The organism is Pseudomonas sp. NPDC089741, assembly GCF_044748825.1.
In the GTDB taxonomy this organism is placed as follows: Bacteria; Pseudomonadota; Gammaproteobacteria; order Pseudomonadales; family Pseudomonadaceae; genus Aquipseudomonas; species Aquipseudomonas helmanticensis.
Map to the genome: position 1 here is coordinate 23,259 of NZ_JBIVGT010000022.1, position 17,206 is coordinate 40,464.

General features: G+C 59.4%; 17 protein-coding genes. 12 read left to right on the plus strand and 5 right to left on the minus strand.

The features are described 5' to 3' along the window. Position 1: 1 nt before the first annotated feature. A complete protein-coding gene (locus ACIPZE_RS19605) occupies positions 2-1,147 on the minus strand; it encodes an LLM class flavin-dependent oxidoreductase (protein WP_129388753.1) in 1,146 nt (381 codons plus the stop codon). 122 nt (positions 1,148-1,269) lie between these two features. Between ACIPZE_RS19605 and ACIPZE_RS19610 the strand changes: the two genes are divergently transcribed. The 7 genes from ACIPZE_RS19610 to ACIPZE_RS19640 all read left to right on the plus strand — a co-directional run bounded on the left by ACIPZE_RS19610 (position 1,270) and on the right by ACIPZE_RS19640 (position 10,471). Continuing rightward, positions 1,270-2,178, plus strand: coding sequence for an NAD(P)-dependent oxidoreductase (locus ACIPZE_RS19610; RefSeq protein WP_400774772.1), 909 nt, complete (start codon positions 1,270-1,272; stop codon positions 2,176-2,178). Positions 2,179-2,406: 228 nt separating this feature from the next. Further along, positions 2,407-3,564 carry an oxidoreductase gene (locus ACIPZE_RS19615; protein ID WP_129388759.1) on the plus strand — a complete coding sequence of 386 codons (1,158 nt, stop codon included), beginning with the start codon at positions 2,407-2,409 and terminating at the stop codon, positions 3,562-3,564. Positions 3,565-3,698: 134 nt separating this feature from the next. Further along, entirely contained in the window at positions 3,699-4,799 is a 1,101-nt protein-coding gene (locus ACIPZE_RS19620) for an efflux RND transporter periplasmic adaptor subunit (protein ID WP_400774712.1), read from the plus strand. Continuing rightward, positions 4,796-7,873: a MexW/MexI family multidrug efflux RND transporter permease subunit gene (locus ACIPZE_RS19625; RefSeq protein ID WP_129388765.1), complete on the plus strand. Its 3,078-nt coding sequence runs from the start codon at positions 4,796-4,798 to the stop codon at positions 7,871-7,873. The genes ACIPZE_RS19620 and ACIPZE_RS19625 overlap by 4 nt, the downstream gene beginning before the upstream one ends. Before the next feature lie 10 nt (positions 7,874-7,883). After that, complete coding sequence (locus ACIPZE_RS19630; protein ID WP_400774715.1) at positions 7,884-9,335, plus strand: efflux transporter outer membrane subunit; 1,452 nt, start codon at positions 7,884-7,886, stop codon at positions 9,333-9,335. 129 nt (positions 9,336-9,464) lie between these two features. Next, the gene (locus ACIPZE_RS19635; protein ID WP_283437779.1) at positions 9,465-9,830 is read left to right on the plus strand and encodes a helix-turn-helix transcriptional regulator; all 366 of its coding nucleotides are present in this window, start codon (positions 9,465-9,467) and stop codon (positions 9,828-9,830) included. Between the two features lie 80 nt (positions 9,831-9,910). Continuing rightward, positions 9,911-10,471, plus strand: coding sequence for a chorismate--pyruvate lyase family protein (locus ACIPZE_RS19640; RefSeq protein WP_400774719.1), 561 nt, complete (start codon positions 9,911-9,913; stop codon positions 10,469-10,471). A gap of 33 nt (positions 10,472-10,504) precedes the next feature. On the opposite strand, the gene ACIPZE_RS19645 is transcribed toward ACIPZE_RS19640, so the two are convergent. The 3 genes from ACIPZE_RS19645 to ACIPZE_RS19655 form a co-directional block, all read right to left on the minus strand. Next, the gene (locus tag ACIPZE_RS19645) at positions 10,505-10,780 is read right to left on the minus strand and encodes a LysR family transcriptional regulator (protein WP_129388777.1); all 276 of its coding nucleotides are present in this window, start codon (positions 10,778-10,780) and stop codon (positions 10,505-10,507) included. A gap of 67 nt (positions 10,781-10,847) precedes the next feature. Further along, complete coding sequence (locus ACIPZE_RS19650; protein WP_045123182.1) at positions 10,848-11,354, minus strand: flavin reductase; 507 nt, start codon at positions 11,352-11,354, stop codon at positions 10,848-10,850. 195 nt (positions 11,355-11,549) lie between these two features. Continuing rightward, positions 11,550-12,431, minus strand: coding sequence for a LysR substrate-binding domain-containing protein (locus tag ACIPZE_RS19655; RefSeq protein ID WP_400774722.1), 882 nt, complete (start codon positions 12,429-12,431; stop codon positions 11,550-11,552). Positions 12,432-12,643: 212 nt separating this feature from the next. Here ACIPZE_RS19655 and ACIPZE_RS19660 point away from each other — a divergent pair, with 212 nt between their 5' ends. Continuing rightward, positions 12,644-13,408 carry a sulfite exporter TauE/SafE family protein gene (locus ACIPZE_RS19660; protein WP_400774724.1) on the plus strand — a complete coding sequence of 255 codons (765 nt, stop codon included), beginning with the start codon at positions 12,644-12,646 and terminating at the stop codon, positions 13,406-13,408. Here ACIPZE_RS19660 and ACIPZE_RS19665 read toward each other — a convergent pair. Further along, positions 13,398-13,712 (minus strand): putative quinol monooxygenase, encoded by a 315-nt coding sequence (locus tag ACIPZE_RS19665; RefSeq protein ID WP_283437774.1) that lies wholly within the window; start codon positions 13,710-13,712, stop codon positions 13,398-13,400. The genes ACIPZE_RS19660 and ACIPZE_RS19665 overlap by 11 nt on opposite strands. A 184-nt stretch (positions 13,713-13,896) precedes the next feature. Here ACIPZE_RS19665 and ACIPZE_RS19670 point away from each other — a divergent pair, with 184 nt between their 5' ends. From ACIPZE_RS19670 to ACIPZE_RS19685, 4 genes are all read left to right on the plus strand, one after another. Further along, complete coding sequence (locus tag ACIPZE_RS19670; RefSeq protein WP_105709250.1) at positions 13,897-14,487, plus strand: NAD(P)H-dependent oxidoreductase; 591 nt, start codon at positions 13,897-13,899, stop codon at positions 14,485-14,487. Positions 14,488-14,606: 119 nt separating this feature from the next. Beyond that, on the plus strand, positions 14,607-15,518 hold the full coding sequence (locus tag ACIPZE_RS19675; protein WP_129388789.1) for a LysR family transcriptional regulator: 912 nt from the start codon (positions 14,607-14,609) through the stop codon (positions 15,516-15,518). 103 nt (positions 15,519-15,621) lie between these two features. Next, positions 15,622-16,515 carry an NAD-dependent epimerase/dehydratase family protein gene (locus tag ACIPZE_RS19680; protein WP_400774728.1) on the plus strand — a complete coding sequence of 298 codons (894 nt, stop codon included), beginning with the start codon at positions 15,622-15,624 and terminating at the stop codon, positions 16,513-16,515. Between the two features lie 158 nt (positions 16,516-16,673). After that, entirely contained in the window at positions 16,674-16,841 is a 168-nt protein-coding gene (locus tag ACIPZE_RS19685) for a hypothetical protein (RefSeq protein WP_400774731.1), read from the plus strand. The last annotated feature ends 365 nt before the right edge of the window (positions 16,842-17,206 follow it).

The following is a 17,206-nucleotide window of genomic DNA, read 5'->3' on the forward strand; positions in this document are numbered from 1 at the left end:
TTTAGTGGCCGGTGACGCTGTCCGCCTGGGCGGTTTTAGCGTTCGGGCGTTGGTCGGCAGGCGGCATCTGCAGCGATTGCAGATGTGCCAGGCGATTGGCGTGGGTCGGTGCTTCGGCGGCCAGCGGCGAGCGGCGTTTGCGGGTTTCTTCACGCAGCACCGGCAGCACTTCCTTGCCGAACATGTCGAGTTGTTCCAGCACGGTTTTCAACGGAATGCCGCCATGGTCAAACAGGAAGAGCTGGCGCTGATAGTCGCCGAAGTACTCGCGGAAGGTCAGTGTCTTGTCGATGATTTCCTGCGGGCTGCCGACGGCCAGCGGGGTCATCTCCATGAACTCTTCCAGGGATGGACCGTGGCCATACACCGGCGCATTGTCGAAGTAGGGACGGAATTCGCGGCGGGCATCCTGAGAATTGCGGCGCATGAAAATGTGCCCGCCGAGACCGACGATGGCTTGCTCTGGCGTGCCATGGCCGTAGTGGGCGAAACGCGCCCGATAGAACTCGACCAGGGCCATGAAATGCTCGCGCGGCCAGAGGATGTGGCTGGCGAAAAAACCGTCACCGTAATAGGCCGCTTGTTCGGCGATTTCCGGGGTGCGGATCGAGCCATGCCAGACGAAGGGCGGCAGGTCGTCCAGCGGGCGGGGAATGGAGGTGAAGTTGTTCAACGGGGTGCGAAAGCGACCGCTCCAGTTGATGTCTTCTTCGCGCCAGAGCCGATGCAGCAGGCGATAGTTTTCCATCGCCAGCGGCAGGCCGTCGGTGATGCTTTTGCCGAACCATGGATAAACCGGTGCGGTGTTGCCGCGCCCGAGCATCAAGTCCATGCGCCCGCCGCAGAGGTTTTGCAGCAGCGAATATTCTTCGGCCAGGCGCACCGGGTCGTTGGTGCTGATGAGCGTGGTGGACGTCGACAGAATGATGCGCTGGGTTTTTGCGGCGATGTACGCCAGCAGCGTGGTGGGGGAGGAGGTGATGAACGGTGGGTTGTGATGCTCGCCGGTGGCGAAAACATCCAGACCGATGTCTTCGGCTTTCTGCGCAATTTGCAGGGTCGCCTGGATGCGTTCCGATTCGCTGGGGGTACGGGCGTTGGTAGGGTCTTGCGTGACGTCGCCAACGGTGTAGATCCCGAATTGCATAAAGCCTCCTTGCCTTGGGTAAAGGTTCGTTTGAAACCCTGCCGCGAAGGTTAAATCTTCGCGGCACTTGAAATGTACGCCTGTACACGTACAATCGCAATCGTGGATCATCGTTCGAACGGATTTCGAAGACCTCATCTAGACGGGAGCGCGACATGGAACTGGGATTTATCGGGTTGGGCACGATGGGCGCACCGATGGTGCTGAACCTGCTGAAGGCCGGGCATCAAGTGCGTGTGTGGAACCGCTCGGCAGCGCCGCTACAAGCATTGGTCGCTGCTGGCGCTGAAGCCGTCGACAGCCCGGCGCTTGCCGCTCGCGCCGAGGTGCTGATTTCGATGCTCGGCGACGATACCGCGATTCGTGCGGTGTTTCTCGATGCCGCTGCCATCGACGGTCTGGCGCCCGGCAGCATTCACGTCAACATGTCCACGGTGTCTGTCGCCCTGGCCCGGGAAATGGCCGCCCTGCACCAGGCGCGCGGTGTTGGTTATGTCTCGGCGCCGGTGTTGGGCCGGGTGGACGTCGCGGCGGCTGGCAACCTGAATATCCTCGCTTCCGGGGCCGCCGAGGCACTGGCGCGGGTGCAGCCATTGTTCGACGTGCTGGGGCGCAAGACCTGGCCGTTCGGCGCGGACGCTGAAAGCGCTTGCGTTGCCAAACTCTCGGCCAACCTGATGATTGCCGCCGCGATCGAAGCGACCGCCGAGGCCTCGACCCTGGCTACTGGTTACGGCATCAGCCGCGCGGATTTCATCGAGATGATCACCTCGACGCTGTTCGCGGTTCCGGTCTATCAGGGCTACGGCAAACTGATGGTCGACAAACAATTCGAGCCTGCCGGATTCAAACTGTCGCTGGGGCTCAAGGATGTGCGCCTGGCGCTGGAAGCCGGCGAAGCTGCGCAGGTGCCGCTGCCGTTTGCCAGTGTGTTGAAGGACAATCTGCTCGATGGCATGGCCCATGGTCAGGCCGATCATGACTGGGCATCACTTTCAGAGGTCAGTGACCGACGCGCCGGCACCCGGTAATAAATTAACTGTACAGACCGTAACTTGCGTGCAAGTTCGGTTGACACTTTGCGCCTGGAGTTTTTGTCGGACAGTTATGGGTCTTTTACTGAAATATGCAAGAAGTCTGATAATAACGCTTGTCAATGTACGACTGTAGACGTACATTTTTATCGGGGTTTAACAACAATAAAATTCTGTCTGTTTTTTCATCTGCTGACCCTTAATAAATAATAGCTAGGAGCCGTTATGAAGAATCTAATGCAATGGAACAGCCTTCCCTCCGAATCCAGTGAATGGCTTGAGAAGGTACGTGCACTGAACCCGCTGATCGTTCAACACCGGGATTACAGCGAGCAGACGAACGCGACGCACAAGGATGTGATGTCTCAATTTTTCAAGGATGGTTTTGGCCGCACTTCGGTGTCCAAAGCGTTCGGCGGATCCCAGGTCGATATCCAGACCACCTCCGCCCTGTTGCTCGAATTTGCCCGTCACGACGCGTCGCTGTCCTGGCAGCTGGCGGTGCAGGTGGCCATGGGCCGACTCTCCGACTACTTGCCGGAAAGTACTTCTGAAGCGATCTACAGCCACTGCGACGGCTTTGTGATCGGCGCCATCCACTCCGGTGGCGAAGCGTTGCCGATGGGTGACGATTATCTGCTCAGCGGCCGTTGGGCATTCGCCAGCGGTTCGGCGCACGCCGACTGGCTGGTCTGCACCGCCACCGTCAAAGGCACCGAAAACAACACTACGCCAGAAGTGCGGATGTTCTTCGTGCCGGCCAGCCAATGCAAAATCCTCCCGACCTGGGACACCCTTGGCATGCGCGGCACCGGCAGCCATCACTTCGAATGCTCGCAGGTGCTGGTCAACAAAGCCTTCTCCCTCGACACCGAAAGCCTCAAGCAATCGCCCGAGGCGCGCAGCTCGCGTGCCTACGCCACCGGTTACTACGAGTTCGGCACACTGGCGGCGATGTCCACCGTGCTGGGCGTGGCCCGGGCTGCGGTCGATCACTTCCGCAATGACCGCGCCGTGAATGCCGATCCAGGCCTTGAAGGGGTGATTTTCGAGAAAACCGGTCGCGCGATCTCGTCGGTGCACACCGCCCAGTTGCTGCTCGAAGACGCGATTCACCAAGTGATCAATCGCGGTGAAACCTTCGGTGAACCGGTCAGTGCACGGGTCGGTCTGGCGGCATCGGTACTCACCGAAAACTCGGTGAACGCGGTCAATCAGATCTTTTCGATGGCCGGCTCGAAGGCGGTTTACAAGTCGCATTTCCTCGAGCGTTGCTTCCGCGATATCCATACCGGTTCGAAGCACTTCACCTTGTCGCCTTTGAACTTGCACGGTATCGGTAAATATTATCTGGATAAAACCAATGCGCTGGCAGCGGCTTGACAGATAACTAACAAGACAGGCGCGTTAAACGTGAATTGCCACAGGGATATATAACGCGCCTGTTTTGTGCGACAGCCTTTATTTCTTAATAACTGAACTTTTGTGCTCGCAATAAAGAGTCAAGGGAGTGCCATATGCTTGCCCGAAATATCATTAAATCGATTGTATTTCTTCTTCTTGTGCTGATCTTTTCCGCGGTGCTTGGCTGGCGCTTCTGGGCGCCACCGCAAGCGGCTGCCGACCAGCGCATCCCGAGTACTCGGGTCGGTCTGGCCGTGGCCACAAAACAACCGTACACCTATTACCTTGAAGCGATCGGCAAACTGGAAGCACAGCGTCAGGTGCTGGTTTCGGCCGAAGTCAGCGGCAAAGTGGTGGACATCGATTTCGAGTCCGGCGATCAAGTGGCGGCGGGGCAGGTCCTGCTCAAACTCAATGACGCGCCGGAACAGGGCGAACTGGTACGCCTCAAGGGCGAGTTCGAATCGGCCAAGGCGCAGTTCACCCGCGTCCAGGAATTGGCCAAAACGGGTGCAGAAAGCCGTCGTGCCTTCGACAGTGCCCGCGCGCAATACGACGCGGCCAAAGGTGACATGGAACGGATGCAGGCGCAGATTGCCCAGCGTCATATCCGTGCACCATTTGCCGGCACCCTCGGTATTCGCCAGGCACACCTCGGCCAATATCTGCAGGCTGGCAGCGCCGTAGCGACCCTGACCGATCCCGGCGTGCTGCGGGTCAATTTCACCCTCGCCGAACGCGATGGCTCGCGGGTGCAACTGGGCCAGACGGTGCAGGCCAAGGTCGATGCCTGGGCGGACCAGACGTTTGCCGGGAAGATCGTCGCGGTCGATCCGCAGATCAACCAGTCCCACACCATCAACGTGCAAGCGGTCATCACCGATACCAAAAAACTCCTGCGTCCAGGCATGTATGCACGGGTCTCGGTGACGTTGCCGCAAACCGCCGAATTGCTCATCCCGGAAACCGCCATCACCTACAACGCCTATGGCGAAAGTGTGTTCTCGGTCTACACCGACGAAGCCGGTGTGCAGAAGGTCAAGCGTGAAAGCATCAAGGTCGGCGAGCGTCGCGATGGCTGGGCCGTAGTCGACAAGGGCTTGAACGACGGTGCGCAGGTGGTGACATCAGGGCAATTGAAACTGCATGACGGCGTCGCCGTGGAAGGTATCCCGGACACGATCGCTCTCAAACTCAGCGGGCTGGAAAAATGAATTTCACCGACCTCTTTCTTCGCCGGCCGGTGCTGGCCGTGGTGGTCAGCACGCTGATCCTGTTGTTCGGCGTCCGTGCGCTGATGAACCTGCCGATCCGCCAGTATCCGATGCTGGAAACGTCGACCATCACGGTCACGACCCAATATCCGGGTGCCTCTTCGGAGCTGATGCAAGGCTTCGTCACGCAGCCGATCAGCCAGGCGGTGGCCTCGGTCGAGGGCATCGATTATCTGTCTTCGGCGTCGACCCAGGGTCGCAGCCAGGTGACGATCCGCATGGCGCTCAACAGTGATTCCATCGCGGCGCTGACCGAGGTCATGGCCAAGGTCAACCAGATCAAATATCGCTTGCCCAAGGATGCCTACGACCCGGTGGTGGAACGCACCTCGGGTGGTTTCACCAGCGTGGCTTACGTGGCGTTTGCCAGTTCCAACCTGACCATTCCGGAAATGTCGGACTACATTTCCCGCGTCGTTGAACCGATGTTCGCCGGCATCGAAGGCGTGGCCAAGATCAACATCATGGGCGAGCAGAAACTCTCCATGCGCCTGTGGCTCGACCCGCAACGCCTGGCCGGCTACGGCATGACCGGACAGGACGTTTCGACCGCCATCGAAGGCAACAACTTCCAGGCCGCACCCGGCCAGGTCAAAGGCTTGTATGTGGTCAGCAACCTGCGGGTCAACACTGACCTGAACAGCGTCGAAGACTTCCGCGACATGGTGCTGCGCAACGATAACGGCAACATCATTCGAGTGCGCGATGTCGGCACGGTCGAGCTGAATGCGGCATCGACCGATACCAGCGGTGCGATGAGCGATGTGCCGGCGCTGTTCCTCGGTCTCGATGCGGCGCCCACCGGCAACCCGCTGGTGATCGTCAAGCGTGTGCGTGAGTTGCTGCCACAGATCCAGGAAACCCTGCCGCCGGGCGTGACCGTGCAGATTCCTTTCGAAGTCGCGCACTTCATTCAGTCGTCGATCGATGAGGTGTCTTACACCCTGCTCGAAGCGCTGGTGATCGTGGTGCTGGTGATCTACCTCTGCCTGGGCACGTTCCGCACGGTACTGATTCCGCTGGTGACGATTCCGTTGTCGATGCTCGGCGCGGCGATGCTCATGCAGATGTTCGGCTTCAGTCTCAATTTGCTGACCTTGCTTGCGATGGTTCTGGCCATCGGACTGGTGGTGGACGACGCCATCGTCGTGGTGGAAAACGTCCACCGGCATATCGAGGAGGGCAAGACTCCGTTCGATGCGGCGCTGATCGGCGCGCGGGAAGTGGCCGGGCCGGTGGTGGCGATGACCTTCACGCTGGCGGCGGTGTATGCCCCGATCGGCTTGATGGGCGGCCTCACCGGTACGCTGTTCAAAGAATTCGCGTTGACCCTGGCCGGCGCCGTGGTGATTTCCGGCATCGTCGCGTTGACCTTGTCGCCGATCATGAGTACGCGTTTGCTGGATGCGAAAACCAGCGAAGGTTTCATGGCGGTCAAGGCTGATCGCTTCTTCCAGAACCTGTCGCGTCGTTACGGCGTGTTGCTCGGCGGTTCGCTGGCGCGGCGCTGGATCAGCCTGACCGTGGCCCTGGTGATCTTCTTCAGCCTGCCGTTTCTCTATCGCTCGGCGCAGACCGAACTGGCGCCGCTGGAAGACCAGAACATTCTGCTGACCGCGATCAAGGCACCGCAGCACGCCAACCTGAATTACCTCGAGGCCTACGCACACAAGCTCTACGAGACCTTCAACGAAATTCCCGAGGGCTATAGCAACTGGGTGGCCAACGGTACTGACGGCCTGTCCAACAGCGTCGGCGGGATCAACCTCGTGGACTGGGAAAAACGCGGCCGCGATGCCAATACCATTCAGCCGGATTTGCAGGCCAAGGTGAACCAGATCGAAGGCACGAGCATTTTCGTGTTCCAGATGCCACCTCTGCCGGGTTCCACCGGTGGCTTGCCGGTGCAGATGGTGATCCGCAGCGATCAGGATTACCTGGCGCTGTTCAACGTGATGGATCAGCTCAAGAAATCGGCGCAGGCCAGCGGTCTGTTCGCGGTGGTCGACAGCGATCTGGACTTCAACAATCCAGTGGTGGAGATTCAGGTCGATCGCGCCAAGGCGAACGCCCTGGGCATTCGCATGCAGGACATCGGCGAGACGCTGAACAGTCTGATCGGTGAGAAGTACGTCAACCGGTTCTCGTTCCACGGTCGCTCGTACGATGTGATTCCACAGTCGATCTCTTCGGACCGCCTGACCCCGGAAACCCTCAAGCTCTATTACGTCAAAGACCAGAAGGGCAATCCGGTGCCGTTGTCGACGCTGGCAACCCTCAGCGTCAAGGTCGAGCCGAATCGCCTGACCCAGTTCAACCAACAGAACTCCGCGACGTTCCAGGCCATTCCGGCACCGGGCGTGACGCTGGGGGCTGCGGTGGAGTTCCTGCAAAAACAATCGGAAAGTTTCCCCGCCGGCTTCAGTTTCGACTGGCAGTCCGACGCGCGCCAATACGTACAGGAAGGCAACAGCCTGGCGTTCACCTTCGGTCTGGCCCTGGTGATCATCTACCTGGTGCTGAGCGTGCAGTACGAGAGCTTCCGCGATCCGTTCATCATCCTGATCAGCGTGCCGTTGTCGATCTGTGGCGCACTGGTGCCGCTGGCGCTGGGCATGACTTCGATGAACATCTACACGCAGATCGGTTTGATCACCCTGATCGGGCTGATCAGCAAGCACGGGATTCTGATGGTCGCGTTTGCCAACGAACTGCAGCGCAAGCAAGGCATGGATCGTGTGCAAGCCATTCAGCACGCCGCGCAAGTCCGCCTGCGGCCGATCCTGATGACCACTGCGGCGATGGTGGTCGGTCTGGCGCCGTTGCTGTTCGCCAGTGGTGCCGGCGCCAACAGCCGTTTCGGCCTGGGCCTGGTGATTGTGGTGGGGATGCTCATCGGTACGTTGTTCACCCTGTTCATTCTGCCGTCGGTCTACACCCTGCTGAGTTCGATCAAGCAGTCGGCCAGCGTCCCTGAAACCGCTTTGGCCAGTGCGCCGCAAACCACCTTCTGAGGACGTTTTCATGTATCGGATTACACGCTTCATGCTGGCGCCTCTGGCGGTATCGATCCTGTTGTCGGCGGGTTGTGTGAACTACGCCGGGATCAATCACCAAGGCAAATTGTTATCGCTTGGCGAGGCGCCTTCCGACAGCCTCAAAGACAAACTGCCGGCGGCCGCATGGCCGAGCAGCGACTGGTGGACATCGTTGGGTGATCCACGCCTCGGCGCGCTGATCGAGGAGGCTTATGCGAGCAACCCGGATTTGCAGGAAGTCACGGCGCGGGTGGCCAAGGCCAATGCGTTTCTCGACTTGCGCGACGCCGAACGCTATCCGCAAATGGACGCCGAGGCCGGCGTCACTCGCGGTCGGCTGTCGAAGTTCGAGGATTACAGCGGCGAGGGGCACAAGTACTTCACCGCGCGCAATCTGGCGGTCAATTTCAATTACACCTTCGACCTCTGGGGCGGCCAGCGTGCCGCCTGGGAGTCGGCGCTGAACAGCGCGATGGCTGCGCAAGTCGATCTGCAATCGTCGCGCCTGATTCTGACCGTCAACGTGGTCAAGGCCTACAACCAGCTGGCCTATGCCTGGCAGGTGTCGGAGCTCAATCGCCGCGATCTGGAGCGTCTGAGCAAACTGGTCGAGCTGACCGATTCACGCTACGGCTCGGGGCTCGATAACCTGTCGCAACTCAAACAGGTGCAGAGCCTCAAGGCGCGTTCGGAGTCGACACTGATCGGCGCCAACGAGGACATCGAAATCGCTCGTCTGCAATTGTCGGCGCTGATCGGCAAAGGCGTCGATCGCGCGCAGACCATCGAACGTCCGGCGAGTCTGCAAGCCAGCGTCGTGGCGTTGCCCGCGCAATTGCCGGCGCAACTGCTCGGACGCCGTCCGGATATCGTCGCGGCACGCTGGCGCGTCGAAGCCGAAAACAAAAACATCGACGCGGTGAAGACCACGTTCTATCCCAACATCAATCTGGTCGCCGCAGCGGGTTCGCACGCTCTGACCGGGGATGCGCTGTTCGCCGGCGTCAGCAAGTTCTGGAACGTTGCGCCAACGGTGACGCTGCCGATCTTCGATGCCGGGCGCCTGCGCTCCGACCTCAAGGCTGGCAATGCGCAGCTGGACAGTTCGATCGCGCAGTACAACCGCGTGCTCAGTTCGGCCCTGCACGAAGTGGCGATTTCGGTGACGCAATTGCGCTCATTCGAACAGCAGATTGTCGTGCAGCGTGATGCCTGCACGATTGCCCAGTCGTCTTACGATCTGTCGCAGTCACGCTACAAGGCCGGGGAGGACACGTTCCTCGATGCGCTAAACATCGAGCAACAATTGATTCAGGACGAAATGCGCCTGGCGTTTCTCAACAGCAAGCACATCGACAGCTCGATTTCGTTGATGGCAGCGCTGGGCGGCGGGTTCCAGGAGCAGCCGTTGCAGGGCGAGAAGAGCGCTGGGCTGTAGTCTCAGACGTGCCGTAGCCCCCGGGACGGCTGTCGCGGGAGAGGGGCTTGTTGTGTATAGTCTTACTGTTCTCGTATAGACGAATTCAAGCAAGTTTTCTCCCGCCTATATCATCAAAGGTACCTACCTATGAACGTCCCGAATCACCCCAATCAGGACCAGATCCTTCTCGAAAATGTTCTGTCTGCATTGGGCAGCCCGTTGCGTCTGACCGTGTTGAAAGTGTTGGCCGATGGCCAGGAACATCCATGCGGCCGGATTCTCCGGGGCGCATCGAAGTCGACCATGACTCACCACTGGCGAGTCCTGCGTGACAGCGGTCTGATTTGGCAACGGCCGTACGGTCGGGAAAACCTGCTGTCGCTGCGTCGCGAAGACATGGACGTGCGTTTTCCCGGCCTGCTCGACTCGCTGCTCACGGCAGTCAAGTTCGATGAACAGACCGTCGATGTGATCAGCAAGCATCAGGTAACCGAAGACAGCACTACCGCGTGACAACGACAACGTGGCGCTGAAGGATTCGTTCTTCAGCGCCAGCAATGGATTGACGATCAACAGGGAGGTTGAGTGCAGTTATGGATACGACTCATTACTGGTCGTCGCGACCACTGGCGCAATTGACCGGCGCGGAACAGCACTGGCTGTTTCTGCCTGGCGCACTGACACCGCGCTTGAAGGCCATGGGCGCCTATTCCATCGAAGTCGTCGAGCAGTTCCAGGGCGCGCTCAACCCGGACGAGGCGCAGGCCTTGGACGTGCCCGCGCAGAGCACGGGCTGGGTGCGTGAAGTGGTGATGAAACTGGATGGCGAGGCGTGCGTCACGGCGCGCAGCCTGACCAGCATGCCTGCGCTGAACAGCGACTGGGCAGAGTTGAATAACTACGGCGGACGCCCACTGGCGGAGATTCTCTACGCTTCGGAGCAGACCCTGCGCGAGCCATTTCAGTGTGCTTTGTTATCCCCCGGTGCGCCGTTGGCGGCACTGTCCCATCGCTTCGCGCCACAGGCCAAACGCCTGTTGGCGCGGCGTTCGCGTTTCACCCGCAATGGTTCGCCGCTGCTGGTCAGCGAGTGCTTTTTGCCCGCATTCTGGGCCCGCATCGAGTACACCTCGGGTCTGAAATCCGCCTCATGAGTTGAAGCCTTGCGGGAGCACGCTCCCGCAAGATCACAGCCGAATCACCGCTTCAATCTGACTGATCGCCGGGGTCAACGCCTGCGCCAGTTGTTGCGCTTTGAAAGTCGGGTGCATGCTGCGCGAGGAGCGCAGAAACAACGGATCATCGAAGCGCTTGCGCAGCCGCGCAAGCGATCCACTGATGGCCGGTTGTTTGACGTTCAGGCGCTCGGCAGTGCGGGATACGCTGCGCTCACGAAACAACACCAGAAAGGTGATGATCAGGTTCAGGTCGATATCCGCGAAGTTGTCTTCATTGAATAGCATGGGCACTTCCCTGTTTTGACCGGCGGGCCGACGTGCAGCGCTGCCACACGTCAACCCGCAGGCACAATCACTGATCCGGGGCCAGGCGCAACTCGTCGTTCAGACGGTAGTAATTGCGATTGAAGTAGACGAGGCCTTCCGTGGCTTCGCTGTGCTGCAATTCGAGGATTTCACAGTAAAAGATGCTGTGAGTGCCGACCTCGTCGATCTTGGCGACACGACAATCGAGGCTGACCAACGCCTCGGCAATCACTGGCGAACCGGTCACCAGAGTCTGGCAGTTGACGCTGGAAAAGCGCTCCTGCATGGTCAACTGCCGGTTGGCAAATGCCCCGGAAGTCGATTGATGGCCACCGGTCAGCACGTTCACGCACAGCACGCCGTTGGTTTTGAAATGCTCGTGATTGGATGACGAGCGATTGACACACACCAGCAGCGTTGGCGGCGAATCCGTCACGCTGCACACCGCCGAAGCGGTAAACCCGAAACGCCCGGCGGGGCCATCGGTTGTGACGATGGTGACAGCACTCCCCAGCATCGCCATTGCATTACGAAACTCCGTTGAATCAACCACAGCGTCACCTCATTCCATGTAGGTCATTGGGAGCCGATCCGTTCTTCCTTGTCCGTTGTCGTTGTGCGAAAACGGTATCGGGCAACACGTTCGCTCTGGCGATATAGTACGTATGTATACGTACCTTGCAAGCTATTCCTTGTGCTTATTTTGCAGAAATATTCGCCCGCGTGATCAACCGGCAATGCACCCCTTTCAAGCAGCAGACAAGGTCTCCAGCAGCGCTTTGGCATAACTCGGCAGCGCGCTGAATTCGCGCGCGCACAAGAGCAATTTGCGCTGCGCCCAAGGCTCGTTCAGCGCCAGGCTTTTGCAGGCTGGCGATGGCGCGCGCTCGAAGGCCGCCAAGGGCATAATGGCAATGCCCGCGCCCGACGCGACCATGCGCATCACGCCATCAAAACCGTCAGCGCGAATCCGCATCTGCATCCGTGCGCCGGTGTGCAGTGCCTGTTCTTCGAGGTACACCGCCAGTGCGCTGTCAGCGCGCAGTCCGACAAAATCATGCTGCAAGGTGTCGCTGAAACTGACCTCGTTCGAGCCGGCCAAGGGGTGGTCGAGAGGCACGATCAACACCAGTGGATCGTCGCGAAACGCTCGGGTTTGCAGATCGCGGGTGTCGACCGCGTCGGAGACGATGCCGATGTCGGCGGCACCCTGGCGCAACGCATGAGTGATGCGTGCGCTGGGCAATTCCTGCAAATCGATGTCGAGATTGCGATGGCGTTGCAGGAATTCGGCGAGCACTTCCGGCAGGTATTCGGTGATTGCCGTGGTGTTGCACAGCAAACGTATCTGACCTTTGACGCCTTGTGCGTAATCCGCCAGATCCTGCTGCATGCGCTCGGCCTGTTGCAACAGCACGCGGGCATGTTGCGCCAGCGCTGTGCCGGCGGGTGTCGGAGTGACACCGCGACGACCGCGCTCGAGAAAGTCGATGCCGATCGAAGCTTCCATGGCACGGATTCTGGCGCTGGCGGCGGCGAGCGATAAATGGGCGCGAGCAGCGCCTGCGGTGATGTTGCCGGTGTCGAGGATGTGCAGGTAGAGGCGCAGGTCGGTGAGGTCGAAGTGCATGTCGGCAGCCGTTTTTGTGGTGATTATGCCGGCCCCATCGCGAGCAGGCTCACTCCTACAGATTTTGTGTTCGCCACAGATCTGATGTAGGAGTGAGCCTGCTCGCGATGAAGCCAGAAGCCGCAATAAAAATTACAGCCTCTTGCAAATAGAGAGGCAGCCTCAGTATATGGCAGATTTTCACCCCACCCCGACTGGCGCACAGTAACGCCATGAACACACTCGCAGACTTCTACCAAAATCTCGGCCTGACCCTGTCTTTGCTGGTCATCGCTACCTTCGTCCTCGCCGGTCTGATCAAAGGCATCATCGGCCTCGGCCTGCCCACCGTCGCCATGGGCCTGCTCGGTCTGGCTATGGCACCCTCGCAGGCAGCCGCACTGTTGATCATTCCGGCGACGCTGACCAACCTCTGGCAACTGGCATTCGGCGGGCATCTGCAAGGGCTGGTCAGACGCCTCTGGCCAATGCTCCTGACGATCTTCCTCGGTACCGGCATCGGCACGTTGTGGATCGGCATGGCCGGCGGACATTGGGTGGTGCGCGGACTCGGCGCGGCGCTGTTGCTGTATGCGCTCAGCGGGTTGTGTCTGCCGACACTCAGGGTCAAACCGCGCCATGAAGGCTGGCTCGGCCCGGTCTGCGGTTTGATCACCGGCGTCATCACTTCCGCCACCGGTGTGTTCGTGATTCCCGCGGTGCCCTACATGCAGGCGCTGGGTTTGAGCCGTGATGAACTGGTGCAGGCGCTCGGCCTGTCATTCACCGTCTCGACCCTGGCGCTGGCCGGCGGTCTGTTCTGGCGTGGAGCGTTGGGCGGTGGCGAATTGAGCGCCTCGTTGCTGGCGCTGATTCCGGCGGTGCTGGGCATGTTGCTCGGTCAGTGGCTGCGTCAGCGCATCAGTGCGGCGCTATTCAAGCGGGTCTTTTTTATCGGTCTGGGCGCGCTCGGCGCCCATTTGCTGATCAGCGGATAGCCGATGAATCGCTGAGCATTTCGATCTGGCGGATATCGAAATCCTGTTGCAGATACTCCATGCGCTGGGCAAAAAATTCCTTCATGTGCGGCAAATTCGAATGCACATCCAGGTGCGCCTGGCTCGCCCAGATCTCGTAAAAGATAAACAGCGACGGATCTTCCTTGTCGCGCAACATGTGGTATTCGATGCAGCCGGGCTCGGCGCGGCTCGGTTCAACATAGGCGCGAAACAGTGCCTCAAAGGCCTCGGCTTTCTCCGGGCGGGTCTTGGCGTGCAGGATAAATCCCAAGCGTTCACTCATCAAAACAACTCCTCAAATGCAGATGGCCGCGCATGCTATGGCAATAATCGGCATTCGATTCGTGCTTTTCAGTCAAATGTATTTTGCGCAATCACGGCTTATTCCGCGCGAGGCGGACCGTTAATCTGCCGCCATTCCAGTTTCCCTTCTCCACCCAGCCCAATGGCTGCGCCGAGGCTTTCTCATGAAAAAAGTGCTGTTGCTCAATGGCGGTAAAAAATTCGCTCACTCCGACGGTCGCTACAACGCCACGCTGCATGAAGCGGCGCTGAGCGTGCTCGATCGGGGCGGGCTCGACGTCAAAACCACCTTCATCGACGAAGGCTATGACGTCGCTGAGGAAGTGGCCAAGTTCCTTTGGGCCGACGTGATCATTTATCAGATGCCGGGCTGGTGGATGGGCGCGCCGTGGACGGTGAAAAAGTACCTCGACGAAGTCTTCACCGAAGGCCACGGCAGCCTCTACGCCAGCGATGGCCGCACCCGCTCCGACGCCTCGCAGAAGTACGGCAGCGGCGGTCTGATTCAGGGCAAGCAATACATGCTGTCGCTGACCTGGAACGCACCGCAACAAGCGTTCGATGACCCGACCGATTTCTTCGAAGCCAAAGGTGTTGATGCGGTGTACTTCCCGTTCCACAAGGCCAACGAATTTCTCGGTATGACCGGGTTGCCGACATTCCTGTGCGTAGACGTAATGAAGCGTCCGAACATCGAGGGTGATGTGGCGCGTTACGAACAGCATCTGACCGAGGTGTTTGGCCTCAAGGCTTGAGTGTTTCGAGCTACTATCGGTGGTAACAGCAAAAGATCGCAGCCTGCGGCAGCTCCTACAGAGTTCACATGTAGGAGCTGCCGCAGGCTGCGATCTTGGCGATCTAAAAGAGGATACCCGTGAAAGCCAGATCCGATGAGTTGCAGATTTTCGTCTGCGTGATCGAGTGCGGTTCGATTTCCGCCGCCGCCGAGCAGGTCGGCCAGACGCCATCGGCGGTCAGCCGCACGCTGTCGAAGCTGGAGGCCAAGCTCGACACCACGCTGATCAACCGCACCACGCGGCGCATGGACCTGACCGAAGAGGGCAAGTACTTCTTCGAACACGCCAAGCTGATTCTCGACCAGATGGATCAACTCGAAGAACGCCTGTCCTCGCGCCAGCAAACCCCGTCCGGGCGTCTGCGCATCAACGCCGCCTCGCCATTCATGCTCCACGCCGTGGTCCCGTACATCGACGAGTTTCGCCGGCTCTACCCGGACATCCAGCTCGAACTCAACAGCAACGACCTGATTATTGACCTGCTGGAACAAAGCACCGACATCGCCATTCGCATCGGCACCCTCGCCGATTCGACGCTGCATGCGCGCTCACTCGGTTGCAGCCCGCTGCTGATCGTCGCCAGCCCCGCCTACCTGAAAAAACATAGTGCACCGCAGCAAGTCGCCGATCTGAGCGAACACACCTTGCTCGGCTTCACCCAAAACGAAGGTCTAAACCAGTGGCCGCTGCGTTACGTGCACGGTGACCGTTGGCCAATCACCCCGGCGATCAGCGCCTCCAGCGGCGAGACTGTGCGCCATCTGGCGCTGGAGGGGCAGGGCATCGCCTGCCTGTCGCACTTCATGACCATCGACGACATCCGCGCCGGTCGCCTGAAAGTCCTGCTCGGCGAATTCAACAGCGGTTATCGCCAGCCGATCAACGCGGTGTACTACCGTAACTCGCAACTGGCGCTGCGCATCCAGTGCTTCCTCGACTTCATTCAGAGCAAACTCGCCGCCTACGCCAGCGCCGATTTCAAGGGCTGATTCGTGACCTCTGCGCAAGAGTGAATTGGGCGGGAGCGGGTTTTTCCCCCGGGCTCACGGGCCGATACTCGTCCCATCACTTACTCACGCAGGGAGTTACTCCATGAACGTATTCATCACTGGCGCTGCCGGTTTTATCGGCGGCTCGATCGCTACCGGTCTGGTTCAGGCCGGGCATAACGTCACCGGGCTTGTGCGCAGCACCGAACAGGCTGCCGAGCTGAAAGCGCTGGGCATCACCGCGGTCATCGGCACTCTGGATGACAAAGCACTGCTCGCCGAACATGCCCGCGCTGCCGACGCCGTTATCAACGCCGCCAGCAGCGACCATCGTGGTGCGGTCGAAGCCTTGCTCGATGCCTTGCGCGGGTCCAACAAAGTATTCCTGCACACCAGCGGTTCAAGCATCGTTGGCGATGCATCCGGCGGCAAGTCCAGCGACGTCATCTACTTTGAAGACAACCTGCCAGAACCGACCGCCGACAAAGCCGCGCGCGTGGCCATCGACAACCTGATCCTCGCAGCGGCGCAGGACGGCGTGAATTCGGCAGTGATCTGCAACACGCTGATCTACGGCCACAGCCTGGGCGTCAATCGCGACAGCGTGCAATTGCCGCGACTGCTCAAGCAGGCACGCAAAAGCGGCGTAGTGCGCCACGTCGGCACCGGCCAGAACATCTGGTCCAATGTGCACATCGAAGACGTCGTCGCCCTCTACCTGCTGGCACTGACCAAAAACGTCCCGGGCACGTTCTACTTCGTCGAAAGCGGTGAAGCCTCGTTCATCGACATGACCACCGCCATGGCCCAAGCGCTGAACCTGGGCCAACCGCAAGACTGGCCATTGAAAGATGCCGAAGCCGAATGGGGCTACGAAATGGCCAACTACGGCCTCGGCTCCAACAGCCGCGTACGCGGCAAACATGCGCGCGGACTGCTGGGCTGGGCGCCGAAACGCACGTCAGTGGTTGAATGGATTCGTAACGAAATGGTGTGATGGGTGTTTGAGCCCCGCCGGGCTTTGCTATCACCCTTCAAAATCTTCAAAACGGCTGCCATCGGGTAGCCGTTTTCGTTTAAGGCTTTGCGCTTGTATTGCGTCAGACCTATGGTGCTCTGAACGTCGCCAGTTCAGCAGGTACAGGTAATGGGCGCTTGTCGCGATTATTGGCGGATGTCATGGCCGTGCAGGCGGGCTACGTGCCGCTGGATTACAGCAGTTGGGAGCGAAACAAAGAGGCTTATTTTGCAGCAATCAGTCAGGGGCTGAACTGCAACTACGAACCCATGGAGTATTGGGTTCGGCAGGCATTGTGGACTTGAGGTCGACGCTACTTGGCCAGGGACAAATTTAGAAACTTACTGGATCTGACTTTGAGTTTGCGCTCAATTGTCTCGACACTTTGGCCCGTCTCTATGGCTGTCGAGCTGGCGATTGCGCGGATCAGAGTATCGGCTGTCAGTTTTTTTCTGGTGCGACGCGCGGAGGTCATGGCGGGGACTCTACGGAATGTAAGGCGAGTATAGCGCTTGGCTGGCTTAGAGAAACACAACGTAGGGTTGGACGCGAACCTGTGGGAGCTGGCTTGCCAGCGATAGCGGTCGATCAGTCAGCCTCTAAGTTGAATGTGCAACCGTCATCGCTGGCAAGCCGGCTCCCACAGGTTATCCACGTTGTACCTGATGCA

What these genes read in the sequence shown, in the direction of transcription:
- ACIPZE_RS19615 (WP_129388759.1), top strand. Translation starts at nt 2,407, where the DNA reads ATGAAGAATCTAATGCAATGGAACAGCCTTCCCTCCGAATCCAGTGAA.
- ACIPZE_RS19655 (WP_400774722.1), bottom strand. Translation starts at nt 12,431, where the DNA reads ATGCACTTCGACCTCACCGACCTGCGCCTCTACCTGCACATCCTCGAC.
- ACIPZE_RS19625 (WP_129388765.1), top strand. Translation starts at nt 4,796, where the DNA reads ATGAATTTCACCGACCTCTTTCTTCGCCGGCCGGTGCTGGCCGTGGTG.
- ACIPZE_RS19605 (WP_129388753.1), bottom strand. Translation starts at nt 1,147, where the DNA reads ATGCAATTCGGGATCTACACCGTTGGCGACGTCACGCAAGACCCTACC.
- ACIPZE_RS19630 (WP_400774715.1), top strand. Translation starts at nt 7,884, where the DNA reads ATGTATCGGATTACACGCTTCATGCTGGCGCCTCTGGCGGTATCGATC.
- ACIPZE_RS19670 (WP_105709250.1), top strand. Translation starts at nt 13,897, where the DNA reads ATGAAAAAAGTGCTGTTGCTCAATGGCGGTAAAAAATTCGCTCACTCC.
- ACIPZE_RS19640 (WP_400774719.1), top strand. Translation starts at nt 9,911, where the DNA reads ATGGATACGACTCATTACTGGTCGTCGCGACCACTGGCGCAATTGACC.
- ACIPZE_RS19680 (WP_400774728.1), top strand. Translation starts at nt 15,622, where the DNA reads ATGAACGTATTCATCACTGGCGCTGCCGGTTTTATCGGCGGCTCGATC.
- ACIPZE_RS19635 (WP_283437779.1), top strand. Translation starts at nt 9,465, where the DNA reads ATGAACGTCCCGAATCACCCCAATCAGGACCAGATCCTTCTCGAAAAT.
- ACIPZE_RS19645 (WP_129388777.1), bottom strand. Translation starts at nt 10,780, where the DNA reads ATGCTATTCAATGAAGACAACTTCGCGGATATCGACCTGAACCTGATC.
- ACIPZE_RS19620 (WP_400774712.1), top strand. Translation starts at nt 3,699, where the DNA reads ATGCTTGCCCGAAATATCATTAAATCGATTGTATTTCTTCTTCTTGTG.
- ACIPZE_RS19660 (WP_400774724.1), top strand. Translation starts at nt 12,644, where the DNA reads ATGAACACACTCGCAGACTTCTACCAAAATCTCGGCCTGACCCTGTCT.
- ACIPZE_RS19665 (WP_283437774.1), bottom strand. Translation starts at nt 13,712, where the DNA reads ATGAGTGAACGCTTGGGATTTATCCTGCACGCCAAGACCCGCCCGGAG.